Source organism: Pseudomonas iridis, from assembly GCF_017980685.1.
Lineage (GTDB): Bacteria > Pseudomonadota > Gammaproteobacteria > Pseudomonadales > Pseudomonadaceae > Aquipseudomonas > Aquipseudomonas iridis.
Map to the genome: position 1 here is coordinate 1 of NZ_JACXXO010000029.1, position 21,031 is coordinate 21,031.

Consider the following 21,031-nt stretch of genomic DNA (forward strand, 5'->3'; position numbering starts at 1 on the left):
CTCTCAGACCAGTTACGGATCGTCGCCTTGGTGAGCCATTACCTCACCAACTAGCTAATCCGACCTAGGCTCATCTGATAGCGCAAGGCCCGAAGGTCCCCTGCTTTCTCCCGTAGGACGTATGCGGCATTAGCGTTCCTTTCGAAACGTTGTCCCCCACTACCAGGCAGATTCCTAGGCATTACTCACCCGTCCGCCGCTGAATCAGAGAGCAAGCTCTCTTCATCCGCTCGACTTGCATGTGTTAGGCCTGCCGCCAGCGTTCAATCTGAGCCATGATCAAACTCTTCAGTTCAAACATCTTTGGGTTTTGAGAAAACCCTAAACTTGGCTCAGCAATCGTTGGTTACATCTTTGATTTCTCGCGGAGTAACTTGTGATGCTGATAATCTGTTGACTAGCAGTCTGACTCCACAAGCACCCACACGAATTGCTTGATTCAGTTGTTAAAGAGCGGTTGGTTAAGATCTTTCGTCTCAACCGAGGCGCGCACCTTAGATGCACCACCCCAAAAGCAGAACCCTTAAAAGCCCTGATTTTATCAATAAAATCAATTGCTTAAGCCAAAATCAACATCAAACTGCTCGTTAGCGGGAGGCGAATACTACAGCATTAAAATTAGTCGTCAACCCCCCAATCTAGAAATTCTTTTTCCTTACCAAAAAGCCTCAGCTGCCACTATAAAAACTTCAAAGATCCGTACAAAGCATCAGAGCAACAGAGAACCCAGACCACGTCGTCACTGAATCGCCCCTTATCTCGAAGACGCTAACTGACCGCTTTTGGGCCGTTTTCTGCCCTGCATGAAGTGCAGCAACAGATCATGCTCAGATGTTGGGGGTGGTAAAAAATGATACTGGTTGCGACGGTCGTTGCAGCAGGAACTTCAGGGTACTGGCCAGGTCAATAGCGGCCCTGTATCGGATATACCGAGCAGCGCTGTGGTCTGTTTTACGGCAGTGCCGTCCGAGTTCAGTCGAGTCCGCCCCCTGATGCCAACCAAGAGTTTTTTGCCGGGCCTCATCCTAGTGTTCTGCGCCGCCGTGTCGTTTTGTTCTGTTGCTGCCGAGCGAAGAGCGCCTGCGCAAAGCAACAGTGCATCAACCACCCTGATCGAAACAGCCTCGCGGCAGTATGAAAATGGCCAACTGGACCAGGCCGCCGCCACGCTGGAGCGTGCCCTGCATATCCAGCCGAACAATCCCGCGACGCTGCACTACCTCGGTGTATTGCGTCTTCAGCAGGGGCAATACCAGCAGGCCGAAACCTTGGCGGCGCGCTCGAACATGCGGGTTGGTCGCAACGTGGAATTGCGCAACCGCAACTTTCAATTGATCCAGGCGGCGCAGCAGGCCCAATTTTCGGGTGCCCCACCCACTGCCAAAGAAGACCTGGTCGCAGTACAGAAGGGGCAGGAAGAGGAGATCCAAAGGCGCCGCGAAGCGGAAATGGCGGTTGTTGAGCAGTCTATTCCGGACACCGGGCGCGATGCTGCCAACGTCGCTGGTGCAGAGGCGGTTCGGTTTTCGGATGCACCGACGGCTGGAACATTGCAAATGGCTAATGTCGAGCCAGAGCGTGCTGACGCCGACATTGAGATTCCCCGCGGCCATATGCCGCCCCCGGGCAAATGCCGAATTTGGTTTCCTGATCGTCAGCCGGGGCATCAACCTGCACCCGGCAAATGCAAGAAGCTGCGATATCGGGTTCCCTCAGGGGCCTACCTGGTTCGCGGTTGAGTTTCTGAGTGTCTGCCTCTCGCTACCGTCAACTTCGGATCGACAGTTGCCTATAGCAGCAGGCCAGACTCCAACAAACCTGATTGCTTTGTTAACCAAAATGGCCCGCACAACATACATCTCGTCGGAAACTAAAAAAGCGAAGAATAAAAACCTCTCCCCGCCCGACTGCTCAAATCAAAATACATGCCAAGTATAAAATCATGTACACAAAAAGATGTACATCCAATTTAATCTATACTAATCAGGTAATTAATGTTATTTTCGAGTCCCCCTCGGGCACCAAAATCAAGAAAGGTCTTGCTTAGGCAAGGCCTTTTTTTCGTCTGTAGAAAACTGGTTGCCCTCGGCTAGATGATTTTCAGATGCATCCAGCCGATGAAGCCGCATGAGATCAGGTCTCAGGGCTGGAAGCGGGCTCAGCTTGTGCACTCCCCCCAAACAACCGCTCAGCTATCTTTCGACCTCGCTGCATGCCTTCATCTGTCAACCAGATCGACTTGCTCTTGTTCACCGGATTACTGATGAAACCCTGCTCATGCAATCGGTTCATGATCTCGAAGTCGAAGCCTTTCCAGGCATTGCCGTCATCTGAACTTAAAGCTGCCAACAGGGCGAGCACGGCATCCTCCATCAGCTTGTCGTCGTATTCCATGGTCGTCACTCCGCTTGCGTTCAACATTTAACGTCGAGTTTGTGGGGGCACAACTCCCCATTCGACCGGGCCTGTACCCGTAAACCTTATCGAACGGGGCTATTTAATTCTGCATCTCTCAACATCATCCTGCGTTCTCAGCGCCGTATCGAGCCCCAGTCGATACCGACAGTAATCGATGATCATTTTTCGCTCCTCGTCCGTAAGCCGTTCCACTTGCCTGATCTCTCCGTCGTTGGCGTGGATGTTGTGAAACCTCATCTGCCACGTCGGATGCTTTTTGATAAACAGGATGGTTTCAATGTCACCGTCTTCAAGGGCTTGGTAGTAGCCGCTGTAGAGCATAGCCCCCATCACGAGCGCCGCCCCGATCAGTAACTTTTTCATCGTTACAGTGCCGATGGTCTTAACTGCCGCGTTTTGGGTTTGGTTATTTGTGCGAATGGTTTTGCCATGCATGACTCCCTGTCAGCGATTTTAGCGATGGAGAATTTATCAGAACCGCTTTGAATGCAGCGTCACCACTCTGAGTTTGTTGATCACTCCCCCGAATGCAGTCGGTTACGTATAATCGCGTCCGTCCCCGGTGCAGCGTTGGCTGCCCCCAGAACCCTCATCTCTTGTTACGAAGGACATCGCAAAAGGCACCCCATGGAAACGTCACTGGAAACAGTCGCCCTCTTCTCCCTCAAGCTCGCTTACGAGGAAGAAGGTCTGAGCCCGATTCTGCGGGACGACATGGTCATGGGTGATTACCAGAAGGACATTTTCGAGTTGCTGGTGCGGCGGGGTGATGTCGAGACCATTCAGTTGAAGATGAACGAGTGTCTTGGTCTGGCAATGGATGCCTTGGGCGGTGTCGAGAAACCGTTGGGGCGTGAGCTGCACAAGTTGTCTGCCGACTTCCGCCAGGCGCAATCGCTGAAGCAGCTCGATCAGCCGCTCCTCGCCCTCAAGGGTTACTTGAAAGATATTTTGTGATTGTCCGCCCCGAGCATTCTTACAAAATCGCGTCCCTATCGATGCTCTCGCCTCTTTCCACACTTTCCCCGCCCGGCACCGCGACCTCCTTACAGACTGCGCAACTGCCCTCATCAGGATGGGCGGTGCAGATCACATAGGGTTTGACGTTCCGCACGGCGCGGAAATGGCGGCCGAAGCAATAGTCGACATGTGTAGTCCATTACAGGAATCAAGTGTGTGGCACGACGCTACTGGTTTGCTATCTTGCCGTCCACTTTAAGTCGGAGCGCGCAAATGGCAGCTCCACTGACATTGTCATCAAGGAACGAGCACGATGGAATTTCTGTGGGCCATGGCAATCACGGCCGGCATGTGGACTTGGGTTGTAAAAAGCCGAGGTGAATGGAATCTGGTTCTCGCCAACCTTGCGGGGCTCGGCAGCGGCTTGATCGTCTACGTGGTATCGGCTGTGGTTTTAGAGGATGTGTTCGATCTTGAAAACCCGAAGAACCTGGCTTACAGCATCATTGCGCTCATGACGAGTCTGGGTGCCTTGTTCGGCGTGTGGATGTGGATCGCGAGTCAACCTCAGCCGGAACATGCAGTCGCGCGACACTTATTGGGCGCGCTTGGTGGTCTAGTGGCCGGCGTAGTCATGATGAGTATCTTTGCTCTCAATGAGTAGTCTGTTTTGATATCGTGCTGCGCCTCTTCGCGGCACTCTGCGAATGCCTGTTGTCGGTTACTGAAAGTTAAGGAAAGGATCAAATGGAGTTTTTGCATTTTCTGGCGTTTGTCGCGGCCTGGGGTTTCATGTGGCGCTGGGTGGTGAAGAACCGCGGCAGCTGGAATATTTTCTACGGCAACATTGTCGGCGCAGCGGGTGGTTTCATTGTTGCGATGGTGGTGCTGTCGATCACTTTATCGCTGTTTCCTTCGTCCCATGACTACGAGGCGGCGAAGGCTGAAAACACGCAGGTCGTCGAACCGACCTCTTTATTGCCTGAGGCCGAGTCAGTCACGCCCGCCGCTGCGCTGAAAGATGCGCCGGTGTTTGCCGCCATCGAACCGGATGACAAGCCTTCGCCCGCCGACTCTGCCTTGCTGCCGAACTACGCCAGCCGAGCACCGAAGTCGATGGCGGTACAAACCGTGCTGGACCAGAGTGACGACCAGGGGCGCAAAGCCCTGGCGGCGTTGAGCAAAAAGTTTCGCAGTGATGCACAAGCCGACAAGTCGATGCTCGCGTATGTCATGTGCAGCCCGTTCGTGACCGGCACGTTGCGCTTCCCCGCGTCGGCTCGCTTTGCTGACAGCAAAAGCCTCGTCAGCCACCGTTTCAAGGATCAGGTTTACACCTTCAGCAACACCGTCATCGCTCGCAACATGACCGGCGACGATGTCACCTACCGTTTCGATTGCTCCGTGCAAGAGCAGCCAAGAGTTGACGCGACGCCTGCCGAATGGCGTCTGCTGGGTCTGAAACTGCAAAAAGCCGACTCTTAAGCCTCACTTAAGCGTTCAAGGCGCCGGCTGCGCTATCATCGCCGGCCGTGCGCCTTGAGTCTTGTCCCCGGATGTCCCCAACACTTGATGAACTGATCCCGCTGCCACCGGTTTTGGCCGGCCCGTTGTTGCGACGGCTTGAGCCCAAGCGACTGGTGCTGTGGCTGGTTGGCACGCGCCAACTGTCGCTGACTTTGCGCGTGCAAGGTGTAGGAGACATTCCTCTGGATGCCGAGAAATGCACGGTCATTCCCGTAGGCACTCGCGCATTCGTTCATCTCATTGATGTCAGCCTCGAAAACGCCCTGCCCCTCGACGAGTTTGTCGATTACGACGTGTTGATTGATGGCGGCGCGTGCATCGCCGATTGGGCGCCACATCTGTTGTATGGCGACGCCAAGAGCCCAAACTTCGTGGTGCGTTCGCGGATCGACCAGTTGTTGCACGGTTCTTGCCGCAAGCCGCACCATCCGGCGGTGGATGGTTTGCTCTGCGTCGACCGACTGCTGGCCACCGAAACCGACCCGCAACAGCGCCCGGCGCTGCTGATGATGAGTGGCGATCAGGTCTACGCCGATGACGTCGCGGGGCCGACGCTGCGGGCGATTCATGCCTTGATCGGACGCCTCGGCCTGTTCGACGAACACCTCGAAGGCGCCGTGGTCAGCGATAGCGCCAAGCTCTATGACCATCCGGCAAGCTACTACCATCGTGCGGATTTATTACCGGCACTTGAGAGCAACGAGACATTGCGCGAGCGATTTTTCGGCGGTGCGCGTAAGCCGATTTTCACCAGCAGCAGCGCCGACAATCATCTGGTGACCTTTGCCGAAGTCATGGCGATGTATTTGCTGGTGTGGTCGCCGGTGGCATGGGCGTTGATCAACCCGACGGCGCCAATGCTGACGCCCGAGCGCCTCAAGCGCTACAACCTCGAACAGACGCGTATCGATGCTTTCAAGGCAGGGCTGGGCAACGTCGCCCGGGCGCTGGCGCATCTGCCGAGCCTGATGATTTTTGACGATCACGACATCACCGATGACTGGAATCTTTCTGCGCAATGGGAGGAAACGGCCTACGGCCATCCGTTCTCCAAACGCATCATCGGCAATGCGTTGATCGCCTACATGTTGTGCCAGGGCTGGGGCAATAACCCGGACGCGTTCAAGGATGTGCTGGTGAAGACTCGACGTCTGATTGCCAGCGGCGATGATCATTACCTCGACAGCCCGGTGCAGGATGATCTGATTGATGAGTTGCTGCGCTTTCAGCACTGGCATTTCGTGCTGCCAACCAGCCCGGCGCTGGTGGTTATCGACACCCGGACCCGACGCTGGCGCAGCGAAATGGCGCTCAAGCAACCCTCAGGACTGCTCGACTGGGAAGCGTTGAGCGAACTGCAGCAGGAGTTGCTCGATCACCCGTCGGCGATCATCGTTTCACCCGCGCCGATCTTCGGTGTGAAGCTGATTGAAACCGTGCAAAAGATCTTTAGCTGGTGCGGTTTTCCACTGCTGGTCGATGCCGAAAACTGGATGGCCCACCGGGGCGCCGCGCAGGTGATCCTGAACATTTTCCGACACTCGCGCACGCCAGGAAACTACGTGGTGCTGTCCGGCGATGTGCATTATTCCTTCGTCTACGAAGTGCTGATCCGACACCGCAAGGCCGGCCCGCGAATCTGGCAGATCACCAGCAGCGGCATCAAGAACGAGTTCCCGCCTACGTTGCTGGAGTGGTTTGATCGGCTCAACCGCTGGCTTTATTCACCACGCTCGCCACTCAACTGGCTGACCAAACGCCGCCGCATGCGCATCGTGCCGTATACGCCGGAACACGCCGAGGCCGGTGAGCGCCTGTGGAATTCGGCGGGGATCGGTCAGGTGTTTTTCAATGAACAGGGGCAGCCGCGGGAGATCATTCAGCACAACTCGAACGGCGCGCCGAAGACGCGGATGCTGGCGCCGGATTTGGCGGATTATCCGGACTGATCGCCTGTCCTTTTCCTACAGTGAGAATGTGAGATGACGACAACTGGACGGTTACTTGATGCATGGGACCGCAGATAAGGATTACATCCTTCTCAGAAACGTCTCCACAGTTCTTAAGTGATACTAAACCTGCTCGCAGTCAGCCCGCCTGCGAAACAACCACTGGTAGGTATCGCCTTGTCATCATGTACTCATTTCTGTACGTTCCTTGCATCCAGCGAGGACTACTTCATGCAAACCATCAACTACACAACAGCCCGTGCGCACCTGGCCGAGACGATGGATCGCGTCAACGAAGATCGAGCCCCACTTCTTGTCACCCGACAAAAAGGTGAGCCCGTTGTAATGATGTCGCTGGCTGAGTACAACGCACTCGAGGAAACAGCCTACCTGCTGCGCTCCCCCGCCAACGCCGAGCGGCTAATCAAATCGATTGGCGAAGAGCGCGCTGGTAAAGCCCAAGTCAGGCAATTGATCGAAGAATGAAAATCGAGTTCACGCCAACAGGCTGGGAAGACTATTTATGGTTTCAGCAGAACGACAAGGCCGGACTCAAACGCATCAATCTGTTGATCAAAGCAATTCAACGCCAGCCCTTTGAAGGTGTGGGTAAGCCTGAGCCGCTCAAGCACAATATGAGCGGCTTATGGTCTCGACGGATTACTGCCGAGCATCGCTTGGTGTACAAGATCGACAAGGGTGAAATCTGCGTCTTCACATGCAGATATCAATACTAACCAGCCGCAAAGCTATTACCCAACGTCCGCCCAACACCCCGAACAATCATCCCCACCTCCCGCTCATCAATCGTCAGCGGTGGCAGCAGCCGTATCGTCTTGCCGCGCGTGACGTTGATCAGCAGCCCATGATCCCGCGCCGCGATCAGTGTCAGATCCCGAATCGGCTGTTTCAGCTCAATGCCGATCATCAATCCCTGCCCTCGAATCGCCAGCACATTGGGGTTGTCCGCCAACTCTGCGTGTAGCCGCGTCAACAGGCGCTCACCCTGCACTTGAGCGTTCTCCAGCAGGCCTTGTTCTTCGATGATGTCCAGCACGGTGCAGCCAACCCGACAGGCCAATGGGTTACCGCCAAACGTGCTGCCATGACTGCCGGGCGTAAACAGATCCGCCGCCCTGCCCCGCGCCAGACACGCGCCGATCGGCACACCGTTGCCGAGTCCTTTGGCCAATGTCATGACGTCCGGGACGAAACCCTCGTGCTGGAACGCAAACCACTGGCCGGTGCGGCCGATGCCGGTCTGGATCTCGTCAAGCATCAGCAACCAGGCATGCCGGTTACAGATGTCGCGCAGGGCTTTCAGGTAACCGGGCGGCGCCAGTTGCACGCCGCTTTCGCCCTGAATCGGCTCGACCAGTATCGCCACGATCCGCTCGCCGTGCTTGCGCTGAATCTGCTCGATTGCGGCGAGATCACCGAACGGGACTTTGACAAAATCACCCGGCAGTTCACTGAAGCTCGAACGCACCGCCGGCCCGTCGCTGGCAGACAACGTGCCGAGCGTGCGGCCATGAAACGCGTTGGCCATCACCACCACCAGCGGTTGCTCGATCCCTTTGCGCCAGCCGTAGAGCCGCGCCAGTTTCAGTGCAGTTTCATTGGCCTCGGCCCCGGAATTGTTGAAGAACGCGCGCTCCATCCCCGACAGTTCGGTCAACCGTTTTGCCAATTGCTGCTGCCAGTCGATGCTGTACAGGTTGGAGGTATGTAGCAGCAGTGCGGCCTGCTCGCTGATGGCCGACACGATCCGCGGGTGCGAGTGGCCGACGTTGGTCACGGCGACCCCGGCGACCGCATCCAGATACTCGCGGCCAGCCTGATCCCACAGTCGAGTGCCCAGGCCCTTGGTGAAGCTCAGGGCAAGTGGTTGGTAGGTGTTCATCAGGGCGGCGGTCATGACTTCAAACTCCAGTGAAGGTCGGTGTGTTTGCAGTATGGTTAGCCACCAGAACTGGATAAACTCGGTAAAACTTCAATCATTTAGAAGCTGGGCTTGATAATGGATTTGTTTCAGTCGATGAACGTCTACGTCAAAGTCGTTGAAGCCGGAAGCATGACGGCAGCCGCGTTGCAGTGCGATATGTCGACGACGATGGTAGGCAATCATCTGCGAGCGCTGGAGCAACGGCTTGGTGTGCAATTGCTGCAACGCACTACCCGGCGGCAACGGCTCACCGAGTTCGGCAGCGTCTACTACCAGCGCTGCCTCGAAGTGCTGGGCCTGCTGGCCGATTCCGAACGCCTCGCCGAACAGGCTCTGGACGAACCTCGCGGCATCTTGCGCATCACCGCACCGCTGACCTTCGGCGTTGAACGCATGGCCCCGGCGCTCAGTGAGTTTTCCCTGCAATGGCCAAAGGTCAAACTCGATGTGGTGCTGACCAACAGCCGTCCGGACCTGCTCGAAAACGGGCTCGATGTCGCTTTTCGGCTGGGCAACTTCGAGCAGTCCAACCTGATCGCGCGGCCATTGATCGATTACACCCTGACGGTCTGCGCGTCGCCGGATTATGTGGCACGGCGCGGCATGCCGCTGACTCCGCAAGACCTGCAACAACATGACTGCCTGTCATTCGCCTACCCCACCGGCGATGACTGGCAATCGGTGGAAAAGCGCTGGCGCCTCAGCGGCCCGGACGGCGAAATCATGGTCGACGTCAGCGGCCCGATGCTGATCAACAGCTCCGCCGGTTTGCATCAGGCCGCACGCACCGGCATGGGCATCGTGATGCTGCCCGATGCACTGGTGGAACAGGACCTGCGCGATGGCAGACTGGTCACAGTAATCCCCGACTACCAGCCGCCCAGCCGTCCATTGCACCTGCTGTACGCCCCGGATCGGTATCGACTGCCCAAGCTCAGACGTTTCGTCGAGTTTGCGATGACAGCCTGGGGCAGATCCTGATCAAGCGGTGAGCTACGGAAAAAACTCGACCACCAGCCCGTTGCTCCGTGACAACGTCGCCCCGCTCCCCTAAATTAGTCGACCTGAAAAAGCCCCGTGCTTGCTCATCTCCACTCAAGTTAAAAAGTAGTGAAATTTCAATGTCCGATTTCAACACCGCTGAATCCGTAGTCACCGAATCGTCCAAAGCGGAATACGAAAACTCCATCAATCTTTCACAACACCTGCCACAAGCCAAAATCATCAGCGAGATGGTGCTGGACGCGTTCCAGTCGACCCGCGAGAGCGACCAGATCCGTGAACTGCGCACCGCGATCCGGGAGGCGCACGACCGCTTCGATGACGACAAGGCCTACGAACTGATGGGTCAACTCAAGAGCCTCAAGGATGCCGAGGCTGCCGACATCGCCGCCCTCGAAGACCTGAGCAGCAAGTTCTCGATCGGCCGCATCCTCTCTAGCTTCAAGGACGATCCGGCTTTTCAGGAAATCGTCTACGGCCTGGCGCTCAAAGTACTGAACCAGACCCATCAGGCGATCAGCAACCCGAGCGGCGGCAAGAGCAAAGCGGCAAGGGCGAAGAAAGAAGTCGAAATCTTCACCATCAGCAAGGATGGCAGCAGCGTGACCCTGCCATTGCGCACGCCACGCTCGCGTCTGAATGTTGACCGTGAAGCGCTGGAGTTCCTTGGTTTCACCTTCGTCGGTGAGGGTGAGGAAGCCGAAATCGATAGCGAAACCTTCGTCGACAATGCCGGCACCGAACAGGCCGTCAACCGCAAGAACATCATCACGGCCCTGCAGCAGCGGACCGCATTTGATGGCTACAGCATCGCCGCGCAGTAACCTGGCCACGCTGACGAAAAAGCCCCGCGCTGATTGATCAGGCGGGGCTTTTTGTTTTCCGGCGCGAGGATTAAGCGCCCGAGTGCAATGCCGCAATCATGTCGACTTCAATCGCCGCATTCTTCGGCAACTGATAGACACCCACCGTGGAGCGCGTGTGCCGACCAGCATCGCCGAGCACATGGCTGAACACATCCGACGCACCGTTGGCCACCTCACTCAGGTCAACAAAGTCAGGCGTGGACTTCACGTACACCGTGACCCGCAACAGCGCCCGGATCTTGTCCAGCGAACCGACCGCATCGACGATCAGCGCCAGACACCGCATCGCGCTGATACTCGCGGCGGCCTATGCGTCCTTGAGCGTCAACTCCAGGCCAACCCGACCGGGGTACTGAATCTTGCCGTGGGTACGTGGCACCATGCCGCTGATGTAGAGCTCATCGTGATGACGGATCAGCGGTGCGTAGTTGCCGCCGGCGGTGTTCTCACCGTGGATGTCGTAGTTCAGCTCTTGTGCCAGGGCAATGAAGCGTTCGTCGCAGGTCATCCTCTCAGTCATTTCGCCCAGCCTCGTTAGCGGTGCATGAAGAACAGTTGAGCACCCGGGAAATGGCATGGCGCTATCACTGTCATGGTTGGATCCGAATCTAGGGGGTTTACTCTGATACCGCAACTAAACCCTGTAGGAGCTGCGGCACGCTGCGATCTTTTGATTTTGATTGTAGTTTTAAAGATCAGAATCAAAAGATCGCAGCGTGCCGCAGCTCCTACAAAGGTATCGCGTGGAGGTGGTACCTGCTCGCGATTGATGGCGCCTCAATCACCGAAAGTCAGCCAACAAAAAACCCCGCACATCTCTCGATGGCGGGGTTTCTTGTACAACCTGTAAACCTTACGGCGCGTAAGTCAGCAACAACTCGCTCGGCACCTTGAAGTCCAGGGACATCATGACGCTCAACGCAGTGATGGTGAAGATCGAGAACACGAACAGCTTGCGTGCCCAGACCGTGTCATCCACTGCCTTGTAGCCGGTCCAGGCCATGTACAGCCAGTACATGCCCATCGCGGCGGCGACGGCGAGGTAGCTCATGCCGGCGTAGCCGCTGAAGGTCAGCATCAAGGTCGCCACGAGGAACGCCAGGATGTAGAGCAGGATGTGCTTCTTGGCCACTTTAATCCCGCGCTTCACTGGCAGCACCGGAATCGATGCGGCCAGGTAATCGTTGAAGCGGAAGATCGCGATGGCGTAGGAATGCGGCATCTGCCACAGGCTGAACATCACCAGCAGAACCAGCGCGGCCATGTCGAAGCTATTGGTTACAGCGACGTAACCGATCACTGGCGGCATGGCGCCCGACAGACTGCCCACCAGCGTGCCGTGAACCGACTTGCGCTTGAGGTACAGGCTGTAGAAGCCGACGTAGATCACGAAGCCGATTACCGCGAACAGGGCGGCCAACGGATTGGCCACCTTGTACAACAATACAACGCCGAGAACACCAAGGATGGTCGCGTAGATCAGGGCCAGTTTCAGGGAGATCAAGCCCTGGACCAGCACCCGGTTCTTGGTGCGTTCCATCTTCAGGTCGATGTCGCGGTCGATGCAGTTGTTGAACACGCAACCGGAGGCTACAACCAGGGAGGTGCCGATCATGGCTGCCAGAAACACCGCCAGATCGACATGCCCTTTCGAGGCCAGGAAGAACCCGCCTGCCACAGAAAGCACGTTACCGAAAATGATCCCCGGTTTGGTGATTTGGATAAAGTGCTTGAGCGACATCGGGTCTACCTCACTTCGCCATCATGTACGTGTGGATGCTGAACATGATCCACAGCGACAGGCCAACCAGCAACACGATCACGATGGCCGTGAAGACGAACGCAATCACGTTGTTACGCTGAGCAATGGAACGGTCCAGGTGCAGGAAGTAATACAGGTGAACAATCACCTGGATCACTGCGAACAGCATGACAATTGCCAGTGTCGTCATCTTCGGCAAGGTCGGGTACATCACCAGGCCGAACGGAATGACAGTCAGGATTACCGACAGAATGAAGCCAATGGCGTACGACTTGGCGCTGCCGTGGCCAGCATCATGGCTGTCATGGGAGTGTGCGTTAGCCATTACAGAGTCCCCATCAGGTAAACAACGGTGAATACGCAGATCCACACCACGTCCAGGAAGTGCCAGAACAGGCTCAGGCAGCTCAGACGGGTCTTGTTGGTCGCCGTCAGGCCGTGCTTGTTGACCTGGTACATCATGATGCCCATCCAGATCAGACCTGCGGATACGTGCAGACCGTGGGTACCGACCAGGGTGAAGAACGCGGACAGGAAGCCCGAACGGCTAGGACCGAAGCCCTCGGAGATCAGCAGGTGGAACTCGTTGATCTCCATGGCGATGAAGCCAGCGCCGAGCAGGAAGGTCATGAACAACCAGCCCAGGACCTGCTGCTTCTTGCCTTTGTACAACGCCAGCATGGCGAAGCCGTAGGTGATCGAACTGAACAACAGCAGAGCGGTTTCGCCCAGCACGTATGGCAGTTCGAAGATGTCGTGGCCCGACGGGCCACCGGCAACGTTGTTTACCAGTACCGCGTATACCGCGAAGATCGACGCAAACAAGATGCAGTCGGTCATCAGGTAGAGCCAGAAACCGTATACGGTCATCTCGCCCGAATCGTGGTGATGGTCATCGTGCCCATGTTCGCCATGGGCGTGTCCAGCATTGGTCACTAAATTCGACATGGTTTAAGCCTGTTCCAACGAGGTTTCAACACGGGTGGCACCGGCCGGGATTTTCCCTGCCGCAACCAGACGCTTGTGCTGCTCGGCTTCGATGCGCTCGATCGTTTCAACCGGAACCATATAGCCCTGGTCGTCACGTGCAGCGTGGATCACGAAGTAGACGACAGTGCCTACCAGGCTCGCGATTGCCAGCCACCAGATGTGCCAGATCATGGCAAAACCGAAGACGGTCAACAGCGCGCCCATCACAACGCCAGTGGCGGTGTTGTTCGGCATGTGGATCGGCTCGTACTTGGCCGGACGCTGGTACGCAGTACCGTTTTCCTTGGCTTCGGTGAACGGGTCGATGCAGTCAGCCTTAGGCAGCACGGCGAAGTTGTAGAACGGCGGTGGCGACGAGGTCGACCATTCCAGGGTGTGTGCATTCCACGGGTCACCGTGATCGCAAACGTTCTCTGGCTTGTTGCGGTCACGCACACTGACGTACAGCTGGATCAGTTGGCAGGCGATACCGACAGCGATCATCACCGCACCGAACATGGCAACGTACAGGTACGGTACCCACTCAGGGTTGGTGGTGGCGTTCAGACGACGGGTCATGCCCATGAAGCCCAGTGCATAGAGCGGCATGAACGCGACGAAGAAGCCCGAGATCCAGAACCAGAACGCTGCTTTACCCCAGCCTTCGTGCAGCTTGAAGCCGAACGCTTTCGGGAAGTAGAACGCGAAACCTGCGATGTAACCGAATACCGCGCCGCCGATGATCACGTTGTGGAAGTGAGCGATCACGAACAGGCTGTTGTGCAGAACGAAGTCAGCACCCGGGATGGCCAGCAGTACGCCGGTCATGCCGCCGATGGCGAAGGTCACCATGAAGCCCAGCGTCCACAGCACCTGGCTGGTGAAGCGCAGACGGCCCTGGTAAATGGTGAACAGCCAGTTGAATAGCTTCACACCCGTCGGGATGGAAATCAGCATCGTCGCCAGACCGAAGAAGGCGTTGACGCTGGCACCCGAACCCATGGTGAAGAAGTGGTGCAGCCAAACCATGAAGCCCAGTACCGAGATCGCGCCCGAGGCGTAGATCATCGAGTGGTGGCCGAACAGTTTCTTGCCGGTGAAGGCCGAGATGACTTCCGAGAAAATGCCGAATGCCGGCAGGATCAGGATGTATACCTCAGGGTGGCCCCACGCCCAGAACAGGTTGACGTACATCATTGGATTGCCACCAAGTTCATTGGTGAAAATGTGGAAATCCATGTAACGGTCAAGGGTCAGCAGTGCCAGGGTAGCGGTCAGGATCGGGAACGAAGCCACGATCAGAACGTTTGCCCAGGTGCAGGTCCAGGTGAAGATCGGCATGTCCATCAGTTTCATGCCAGGGGTACGCATTTTCAGCACGGTGGCGAGGAAGTTAACCCCCGTCAGCGTTGTACCCAACCCGGATAACTGTAGCGCCCAGATGTAGTAATCCATCCCCACGCCCGGACTGTATTGCAGACCCGACAGCGGTGGATAAGCAACCCAACCGGTCTTGGCGAATTCGCCAACGCCCAGCGACAGGTTGATCAGCACAACGCCGGATACCAGCAGCCAGAAGCTCAGGGAGTTCAGGAACGGGAAAGCAACGTCACGCGCGCCGATCTGCAGCGGCACTGCAAGGTTCATCAGGCCGGTGAAGAATGGCATCGCCATGAAGATGATCATGATCACACCGTGAGCGGTGAAGATCTGGTCATAGTGTTCAGGTGGCAGGTAGCCAGGCGAACCCTCGGTGGCCATGGCCAGCTGGGTACGCATCATGATGGCGTCGGCAAAACCGCGCAGCAGCATGACCATGGCGACGATGATGTACATCACGCCGATTTTCTTGTGGTCAACCGAGGTCAACCACTCGGTCCACAAGTAAGTCCACTTCTTGAAGTAAGTGATTGCAGCGAACAGTGCCAGACCACCCAGCGCGATCATGGCGATGGTCACCATCACGATCGGCTCGTGGAAAGGAACCGCTTCCCAACTTAATTTACCAAACATTGTTTACTCCTCTGCCCCGGCAGCTGAATGCGAACTCGAGTCAATTTCCGTGGCCGCCACTTCTTTCTCTTTCTTCTCGTGCTTCAGCGGCTTGCCCGGCTTCATACCTTCGTACTTGTCGACGATGATCTGGAACTGGTTCGGCGTGACCGAGGAGTAGAGCTCGACTGGGTTGTTCTGGCTCGGTTTGGCAAGGGCTGCGTATTCAGCTTGATCAAGCTGTTTAGGTGACTTCTTGACTTCACTTACCCAGGCGTCGAAATCTTCCTGAGTCGTCGAGATGGCTTTGAACTTCATGCCGGTGAAACCTGCGCCGCTGTAGTTGGCGGAGATACCGTCCATTTCAGCGTTGCGGTCAGCGATCAGGTGCAGTTTGGTCTGCATGCCCGCCATCGCGTAGATCTGGCCGCCCAGGCCCGGGATGAAGAACGAGTTCATCACGGCGTCGGAGGTGATCCGGAAGTTGATTGGCGTGTGCGCCGGGAACACGATCTTGTTGACCGTGGCAATGCCTTGTTCCGGGTAAATGAACAGCCACTTCCAGTCCAGCGCAACCACTTCGATGGTGATCGGCTTGACGTCGGATTCGATTGGACGATACGGGTCCAGTTCGTGGGTCGAAATGTAGGTGATGTAACCCAGCGCGATGATGATCAGAACCGGAATGGTCCAGACAGCCACTTCGATCTTGGTCGAGTGCGACCATTTCGGCGTGTAGATGGCGTCTTTGTTGGAGGCGCGATACTTCCAGGCGAACAGGAAGGTCATGACGATAACCGGCACAACGACCAACAGCATCAGCAGGGTCGCGGTGATGATCAGGTTGCGCTGTTCCAGGCCGACCTGGCCCGTTGGATTGAGCAGGGTCATGTTGCAGCCTCCCAGCAACAACGTGCCGAGCAGCGGCACTAGGCCTAGTAATCTGGGGTACCTGTTTTTACTCATCTCACGACCTCTAAAGCAGCTTGCGCAATGCAGTTGGGTTTTGATCGCCAACACTTCACCCTGCCAAGGGTTGGCATTTTCTTTGGATTGAATAAGGGCCGCCCGTCGCGCGTCAGACGCTCGACAAAACCTGGGACAGCGGTAAGTTCTTATTCGAATTCGTGGTCAAAGGCCTTGTTACAGACCAATTCCATTTGGTGCGGAAAGTTGGAAGGCACCGACACCTGGGTGTCTTGAAAGCCTCACAGCCTGCTCGACACCCGACTTCCTGCTCGCCTCCTTAATAAAGGCTGAACAGCGCCGGGAATTCAGTGCGGGCGATTGTAGATAGGTAGCGCCCTATACACCATGTCTTATCCCGAAATAATTTTTATCCGTTCGAGCAACAATCCATCGCCATTTTTGCAAAAGTGCCGCATGTTATCGAAATAGATTCTCAACAAAAACGCCAAAATTTGTAGGTGTATCCGCCTCAGTTCAGACAGCTCTGAAGGCTTTTTCCGAGGGCTGGATCGGCGCAAAGCCCGATACCCCAAGGCTTCTGGCCATTTGCCCGCGCTTGTTAAAACTGCCTGATCTGGCACACGCGTTCAAAAGCCCAAAAACACCTAAACAGACCAATCCTTTTTTGTAACAGTGGGCCAATCCTGGTAGGTGGGGCGGCTTGCGACACCGCCTGTGTGACAACATGTCGCACACCTGCCACACCCTTCCTTGCCGTTCGTCACGGTGTTTTCACAAACACTCTGAAATGCAAAACGCCCCGATCTGCTGAACCGCAAATCGGGGCGTTTTCTGTATCGGCGATAACGCGCAATAGTTGACTCAGCGCAGTGCTTTTCGATTACGCGAGGCCAGCAGAGGAACCAGGATCACCACCAGCACGAACGCTACCAGCGCCCATTGCGCCAGCGACAGACCGAGGATCGGCGGGTACGGCGTCGAGCAGAAACCGTCGACCTGGAAGCCCAGCGGGAAGATCTTCGCCAGCGGCAGATCATCAACAATCGGCTGCAACACATCGATGCCACAGCTGATCGCCGGATAGAACTGGGTGTACACGTGATGCCCGGCGACTGCCGCCCCGGCAATCGCACAGATCACCACCAGGACTTCGAATACGGTGATGCTGCGCCGGGTGCGCGTGGCCGCACCGATAAAGGCGAACAGCGCGATCAGCAGCAACGCATAACGCTGCAGGATGCAAAGTGGGCACGGCGCCTCGCCGAGCACGATCTGCATGTACAGCGCGCCGCCGATCAACGCCAGGCAGATGATGCCCAGCAGCACCAGAAAGCGCCGCTCACGTCCCAATCGAATTGTTTCCTCGCTCATCGCGTTTCCCTTATATGTCCATGGTTCAGCCGTCTGGCGACTGAAAGTTGTCGCAAGTCTACACCGGGGAAATAAACGATAAAGCGGTTAAGGAACCATTAATTCAAAGGGATATTTCAGAACGGAACCGTGTAACGGCCATCGCGGGCAAGCCCGCTCCCACAGGTCCAGCGTCGTACATGAATTTTGCGTACGCCATGAAACCTGTGGAAGCGGGCTTGCCCGCGATACGGACTACTCGGTCTCGGCTATTTATTCCAAGGCAGCAGCCGGCCCGAAGAACTCATACCGGCTCTGTTTCTCAGGCACACCCAGCGCTTTCAGATGGCGCTTGATCGCGCTCATGAAACCTTTCGGCCCAAGGAAGTAGGCGTCGACATCGCGCTGCTCCGGCAGCCATTGAGCGAGCAATTCCTGGCTCAGTATCCCGACCTTGTCCGCTGCCGGGCTCACGCCGTCGTCTTCGGCATAGCAATAGAAACGCTTGAGTTGCGGATGGCGCGCAGCCAGGCCGTCGATCCAGTCGCGGAACGCATGCACACTGCCATTGCGCGCGCAGTGGATGAAGTGCACCGGGCGCTCGGTTTCCAGCGCCGCTTCGAGCATCGCCAACGTCGGAGTAATGCCGACGCCGCCACTGATCAGCACCAGTGGTTTGTCGCTGGCAGCCAGGGTGAACTCACCCGATGGTGGGAACAGCTGAATGCTCGCGCCGACATGCAACTGATCGTGCAAGTGATTGGACGCGCGACCACCCGGTTCGCGTTTGACGCTGATACGGTACTGACCTTTATTCGCCAGCGCCGACAGCGAATAGTTGCGGCGGATTTCTTCGCCATCCAGCACCAGCTTCATGCCGATGTACTGACCCGGCTCGGCCGCCAGAATCGGGCCTTTGTCCGCAGGCTCAAAGTAGAAGGAAATGATTTCCGCGCTCTCTTCCACTTTGGCAGCAACGATGAATTCCCGCGCCCCGCGCCAGCCACCAACGGCTTGCTCTTTCTGGTCATAGATGGCGGTTTCGGCGCCGATCAGAATGTCGGCCAGTTGACCGTACGCCGCGCCCCAGGCACTCATCACTTCTGGCGTGGCGATCTCTTCGCCGAGTACTTCAGAGATGGCGCGCAACAGGCAGGCACCGACAATCGGGTAGTGCTCCGGCAGGATCTGCAAGGCGACATGCTTGTTGATGATCTTCGCCACCAGATCGCCCAACTGGTCGAGCTGATCGATGTGCCGGGCGTACATCAAAACACCGTTGGCCAGCGCACGCGGCTGGTCGCCGCTGGCCTGGTGCGCCTGGTTGAACAATGGGCGCACTTGCGGGTATTCGGAGAGCATCATGCGGTAGAAGTGCGTGATCAGCGCCTCACCGCCGCTTTCCAGCAAAGGCACGGTGGATTTGACGATGGCACGATCCTGGACGCTAAGCATAAGGGTGACTCCTGAGCTTTCTGGAAAAGTTACCCTAGAGTTATCAGTTTCCGTGCCAACTTATTTATCCATATAAATCAGCAGGTTAAAAAACATGTAGTCAATTCGACCCAACGCTCTTTATAGTCACTCCGACTACATCTTGTCTCTTTGACTACACAACCATGATTGCCAAATCCTTGCTGACCGCTCTACTGCCGCTGGTCTCCGACCTCTCCCGCGAATTGCCGGAGGGTGAGCGTTATCGTCGACTGCTTGAAGCCATGCGCGCCCTGCTGCCCTGCGATGCCGCCGCGTTGTTGCGCCTCGACGGCGAATCGCTGGTGCCACTGGCGGTGGATGGCTTGAGTACGGACACCCTCGGCCGCCGCTTCAAGGTCAGTGAGCACCCGCGCTTTGAAGTTTTGCTGGCAGGTGCCGGGCCGACCCGGTTTGCCGCCGACAGCGACTTGCCCGACCCTTACGACGGCTTGATCGACGGCCTCGACGATCACCTGGAAGTCCACGACTGCCTCGGCTGTCCGCTGTTTGTCGATGAAAGACTCTGGGGCCTGATCACCCTCGACGCGCTCGATCCGGAACGCTTCGAGCCGATCGAACTGGACGTATTGCAAGCCTTCGCCAGCCTTGCCTCGGCCACGGTCAACGCCGCCGAACGCATCGAGCGTCTGGCGATCCGGGTCGAAGACGAGCACCAGCGCGCCGAGATTTATCGTCAGGCCAGCGGTCAGCAGAACCGCGAAATGATCGGCCAGAGCAAGACGCACAAGCGCCTCGTGGAAGAGATCAACCTGGTCGGCGGTAGCGACCTGACCGTGTTGATCACCGGCGAAACCGGGGTTGGCAAGGAGTTGGTGGCTCAGGCGATCCACGCTGCCTCGGCGCGCGCCGACAAGCCGATCATCAGCCTCAACTGCGCGGCACTGCCCGACACGTTGGTGGAAAGCGAGTTGTTCGGCCACGTGCGCGGTGCCTTCACCGGCGCTACCAGCGACCGCCGCGGCAAATTTGAACTGGCCAATGGCGGCACGCTGTTTCTCGATGAAGTGGGCGAATTGTCGCTGACCGTCCAGGCCAAACTGTTGCGCGTGCTGCAGAGCGGCCAGTTACAACGTTTAGGCTCGGACAAGGAGCATCAGGTCGACGTGCGCCTGATCGCTGCGACCAACCGCGATCTGGCCGAAGAAGTGCGCAGCGGTCGCTACCGTGCCGACTTTTACCACCGCCTGAGCGTCTACCCGCTACGGGTGCCGGCCTTGCGTGATCGTGGGCGTGATGTGTTGTTGCTCAGCGGTTTCTTCCTCGAACAAAACCGTTCGCGCATGGGCCTTAATAGCCTGCGACTGAACAGTGACGCCCAGGAAGCCCTGCTCGCCTACGCTTGGCCAGGCAACGTGCGCGAACTGGAACACTTGATCGGGCGCAGCGCGTTGAAGGCCTTGGGCAACTGCAAGGTGCGGCCGAAGATTCTCAGTTTGAGTGCGGCGGATCTCGATTTGCCGCGTGAGGTTGTGGATAACTTGCCTGAGCCGCTTGCTGCGGTTGTGGCGTCGATGCCATTGATCAGCGGGGATTTGCGCAGTGCTACCGAGGCGTACCAGCGGCAGTTGATCAGTGCGGCACTGGAACGTCATCAGGATAATTGGGCGAGTGCGGCGCGGGAGCTGGGGCTTGATCGGGCGAATCTGGGACGGATGGCCAAGCGGTTGGGCATGAAAAGCTGAAATGCTTAAAAGCACCCTCACCCCAGCCCTCTCCCGGAGGGAGAGGGGGCCTACCTGATCTGGTCAAATGATACTGGACACGGTTATAGGGTTTAGGTCATTTCTCATGCTGCCAAGGCTTCCATTGCTACCGGAGTTCGATATCCGTTGTGGCTGTGCAGCCTGATCCGATTGTAATAATG

General features: G+C 56.9%; 20 protein-coding genes, 1 rRNA gene and 1 pseudogene. 10 read left to right on the forward strand and 12 right to left on the reverse strand.

Features of this window, described 5'->3' with window-relative positions; genetic code table 11:
- A 16S ribosomal RNA gene (locus tag IEQ42_RS26765) occupies positions 1-295 on the reverse strand; the annotation flags it as partial.
- 697 nt (positions 296-992) lie between these two features.
- Here IEQ42_RS26765 and IEQ42_RS26770 point away from each other — a divergent pair.
- The gene (locus IEQ42_RS26770; RefSeq protein ID WP_210706140.1) at positions 993-1,739 is read left to right on the forward strand and encodes a tetratricopeptide repeat protein; all 747 of its coding nucleotides are present in this window, start codon (positions 993-995) and stop codon (positions 1,737-1,739) included.
- Between the two features lie 394 nt (positions 1,740-2,133).
- Here the strand turns inward: IEQ42_RS26770 and IEQ42_RS26775 are convergent, their stop codons facing one another.
- Complete coding sequence (locus IEQ42_RS26775) at positions 2,134-2,394, reverse strand: DUF6429 family protein (protein ID WP_210706141.1); 261 nt, start codon at positions 2,392-2,394, stop codon at positions 2,134-2,136.
- Positions 2,395-2,493: 99 nt separating this feature from the next.
- Positions 2,494-2,781, reverse strand: a complete 288-nt coding sequence (locus IEQ42_RS26780) for a hypothetical protein (protein ID WP_210706152.1) — start codon at positions 2,779-2,781, stop codon at positions 2,494-2,496.
- A gap of 264 nt (positions 2,782-3,045) precedes the next feature.
- Between IEQ42_RS26780 and IEQ42_RS26785 the strand changes: the two genes are divergently transcribed.
- The 6 genes from IEQ42_RS26785 (at position 3,046) to IEQ42_RS26810 (ending at position 7,591) form a co-directional block, all read left to right on the forward strand.
- Entirely contained in the window at positions 3,046-3,375 is a 330-nt protein-coding gene (locus IEQ42_RS26785) for a hypothetical protein (protein ID WP_210706142.1), read from the forward strand.
- A gap of 316 nt (positions 3,376-3,691) precedes the next feature.
- Positions 3,692-4,042: a hypothetical protein gene (locus IEQ42_RS26790; protein ID WP_210706143.1), complete on the forward strand. Its 351-nt coding sequence runs from the start codon at positions 3,692-3,694 to the stop codon at positions 4,040-4,042.
- Positions 4,043-4,125: 83 nt separating this feature from the next.
- Positions 4,126-4,863, forward strand: coding sequence for a hypothetical protein (locus IEQ42_RS26795; RefSeq protein WP_210706144.1), 738 nt, complete (start codon positions 4,126-4,128; stop codon positions 4,861-4,863).
- A 71-nt stretch (positions 4,864-4,934) separates the two neighbouring features.
- Positions 4,935-6,854, forward strand: a complete 1,920-nt coding sequence (locus IEQ42_RS26800) for an alkaline phosphatase D family protein (protein WP_210706145.1) — start codon at positions 4,935-4,937, stop codon at positions 6,852-6,854.
- 231 nt (positions 6,855-7,085) lie between these two features.
- Positions 7,086-7,340, forward strand: a complete 255-nt coding sequence (locus tag IEQ42_RS26805) for a type II toxin-antitoxin system prevent-host-death family antitoxin (RefSeq protein WP_150604324.1) — start codon at positions 7,086-7,088, stop codon at positions 7,338-7,340.
- On the forward strand, positions 7,337-7,591 hold the full coding sequence (locus IEQ42_RS26810) for a Txe/YoeB family addiction module toxin (RefSeq protein WP_210706146.1): 255 nt from the start codon (positions 7,337-7,339) through the stop codon (positions 7,589-7,591). Before IEQ42_RS26805 ends, IEQ42_RS26810 begins: the two co-directional genes overlap by 4 nt.
- On the opposite strand, the gene IEQ42_RS26815 is transcribed toward IEQ42_RS26810, so the two are convergent.
- Entirely contained in the window at positions 7,588-8,772 is a 1,185-nt protein-coding gene (locus IEQ42_RS26815; RefSeq protein ID WP_210706147.1) for an aspartate aminotransferase family protein, read from the reverse strand. The two genes, IEQ42_RS26810 and IEQ42_RS26815, sit on opposite strands and share 4 nt — an antisense overlap.
- A gap of 102 nt (positions 8,773-8,874) precedes the next feature.
- On the opposite strand from IEQ42_RS26815, the gene IEQ42_RS26820 reads away from it, so the two are divergent.
- The gene (locus IEQ42_RS26820; protein WP_115147738.1) at positions 8,875-9,780 is read left to right on the forward strand and encodes a LysR family transcriptional regulator; all 906 of its coding nucleotides are present in this window, start codon (positions 8,875-8,877) and stop codon (positions 9,778-9,780) included.
- Between the two features lie 140 nt (positions 9,781-9,920).
- Positions 9,921-10,625: a hypothetical protein gene (locus IEQ42_RS26825; protein WP_210706148.1), complete on the forward strand. Its 705-nt coding sequence runs from the start codon at positions 9,921-9,923 to the stop codon at positions 10,623-10,625.
- A gap of 70 nt (positions 10,626-10,695) precedes the next feature.
- Here IEQ42_RS26825 and IEQ42_RS26830 read toward each other — a convergent pair.
- The 8 genes and pseudogenes from IEQ42_RS26830 to hmpA all read right to left on the reverse strand — a co-directional run bounded on the left by IEQ42_RS26830 (position 10,696) and on the right by hmpA (position 19,125).
- Positions 10,696-11,187 (reverse strand): annotated as a pseudogene (locus IEQ42_RS26830) (RidA family protein).
- A 333-nt stretch (positions 11,188-11,520) separates the two neighbouring features.
- Positions 11,521-12,408: a heme o synthase gene (gene cyoE / locus IEQ42_RS26835; RefSeq protein ID WP_210706149.1), complete on the reverse strand. Its 888-nt coding sequence runs from the start codon at positions 12,406-12,408 to the stop codon at positions 11,521-11,523.
- A 10-nt stretch (positions 12,409-12,418) separates the two neighbouring features.
- Entirely contained in the window at positions 12,419-12,754 is a 336-nt protein-coding gene (cyoD, locus tag IEQ42_RS26840) for a cytochrome o ubiquinol oxidase subunit IV (RefSeq protein WP_042560957.1), read from the reverse strand.
- Entirely contained in the window at positions 12,754-13,377 is a 624-nt protein-coding gene (gene cyoC, locus IEQ42_RS26845; protein ID WP_042560958.1) for a cytochrome o ubiquinol oxidase subunit III, read from the reverse strand. The genes cyoD and cyoC overlap by 1 nt, the downstream gene beginning before the upstream one ends.
- A gap of 3 nt (positions 13,378-13,380) precedes the next feature.
- Positions 13,381-15,411 carry a cytochrome o ubiquinol oxidase subunit I gene (gene cyoB, locus IEQ42_RS26850; protein ID WP_042560959.1) on the reverse strand — a complete coding sequence of 677 codons (2,031 nt, stop codon included), beginning with the start codon at positions 15,409-15,411 and terminating at the stop codon, positions 13,381-13,383.
- Between the two features lie 3 nt (positions 15,412-15,414).
- The gene (gene cyoA, locus IEQ42_RS26855) at positions 15,415-16,356 is read right to left on the reverse strand and encodes a ubiquinol oxidase subunit II (protein WP_042560960.1); all 942 of its coding nucleotides are present in this window, start codon (positions 16,354-16,356) and stop codon (positions 15,415-15,417) included.
- A gap of 825 nt (positions 16,357-17,181) precedes the next feature.
- Complete coding sequence (locus IEQ42_RS26860) at positions 17,182-17,691, reverse strand: disulfide bond formation protein B (RefSeq protein ID WP_042560961.1); 510 nt, start codon at positions 17,689-17,691, stop codon at positions 17,182-17,184.
- A gap of 252 nt (positions 17,692-17,943) precedes the next feature.
- Positions 17,944-19,125 (reverse strand): NO-inducible flavohemoprotein, encoded by a 1,182-nt coding sequence (hmpA, locus tag IEQ42_RS26865; RefSeq protein ID WP_210706150.1) that lies wholly within the window; start codon positions 19,123-19,125, stop codon positions 17,944-17,946.
- Positions 19,126-19,289: 164 nt separating this feature from the next.
- Between hmpA and norR the strand changes: the two genes are divergently transcribed.
- The gene (gene norR, locus IEQ42_RS26870) at positions 19,290-20,849 is read left to right on the forward strand and encodes a nitric oxide reductase transcriptional regulator NorR (RefSeq protein WP_210706151.1); all 1,560 of its coding nucleotides are present in this window, start codon (positions 19,290-19,292) and stop codon (positions 20,847-20,849) included.
- The last annotated feature ends 182 nt before the right edge of the window (positions 20,850-21,031 follow it).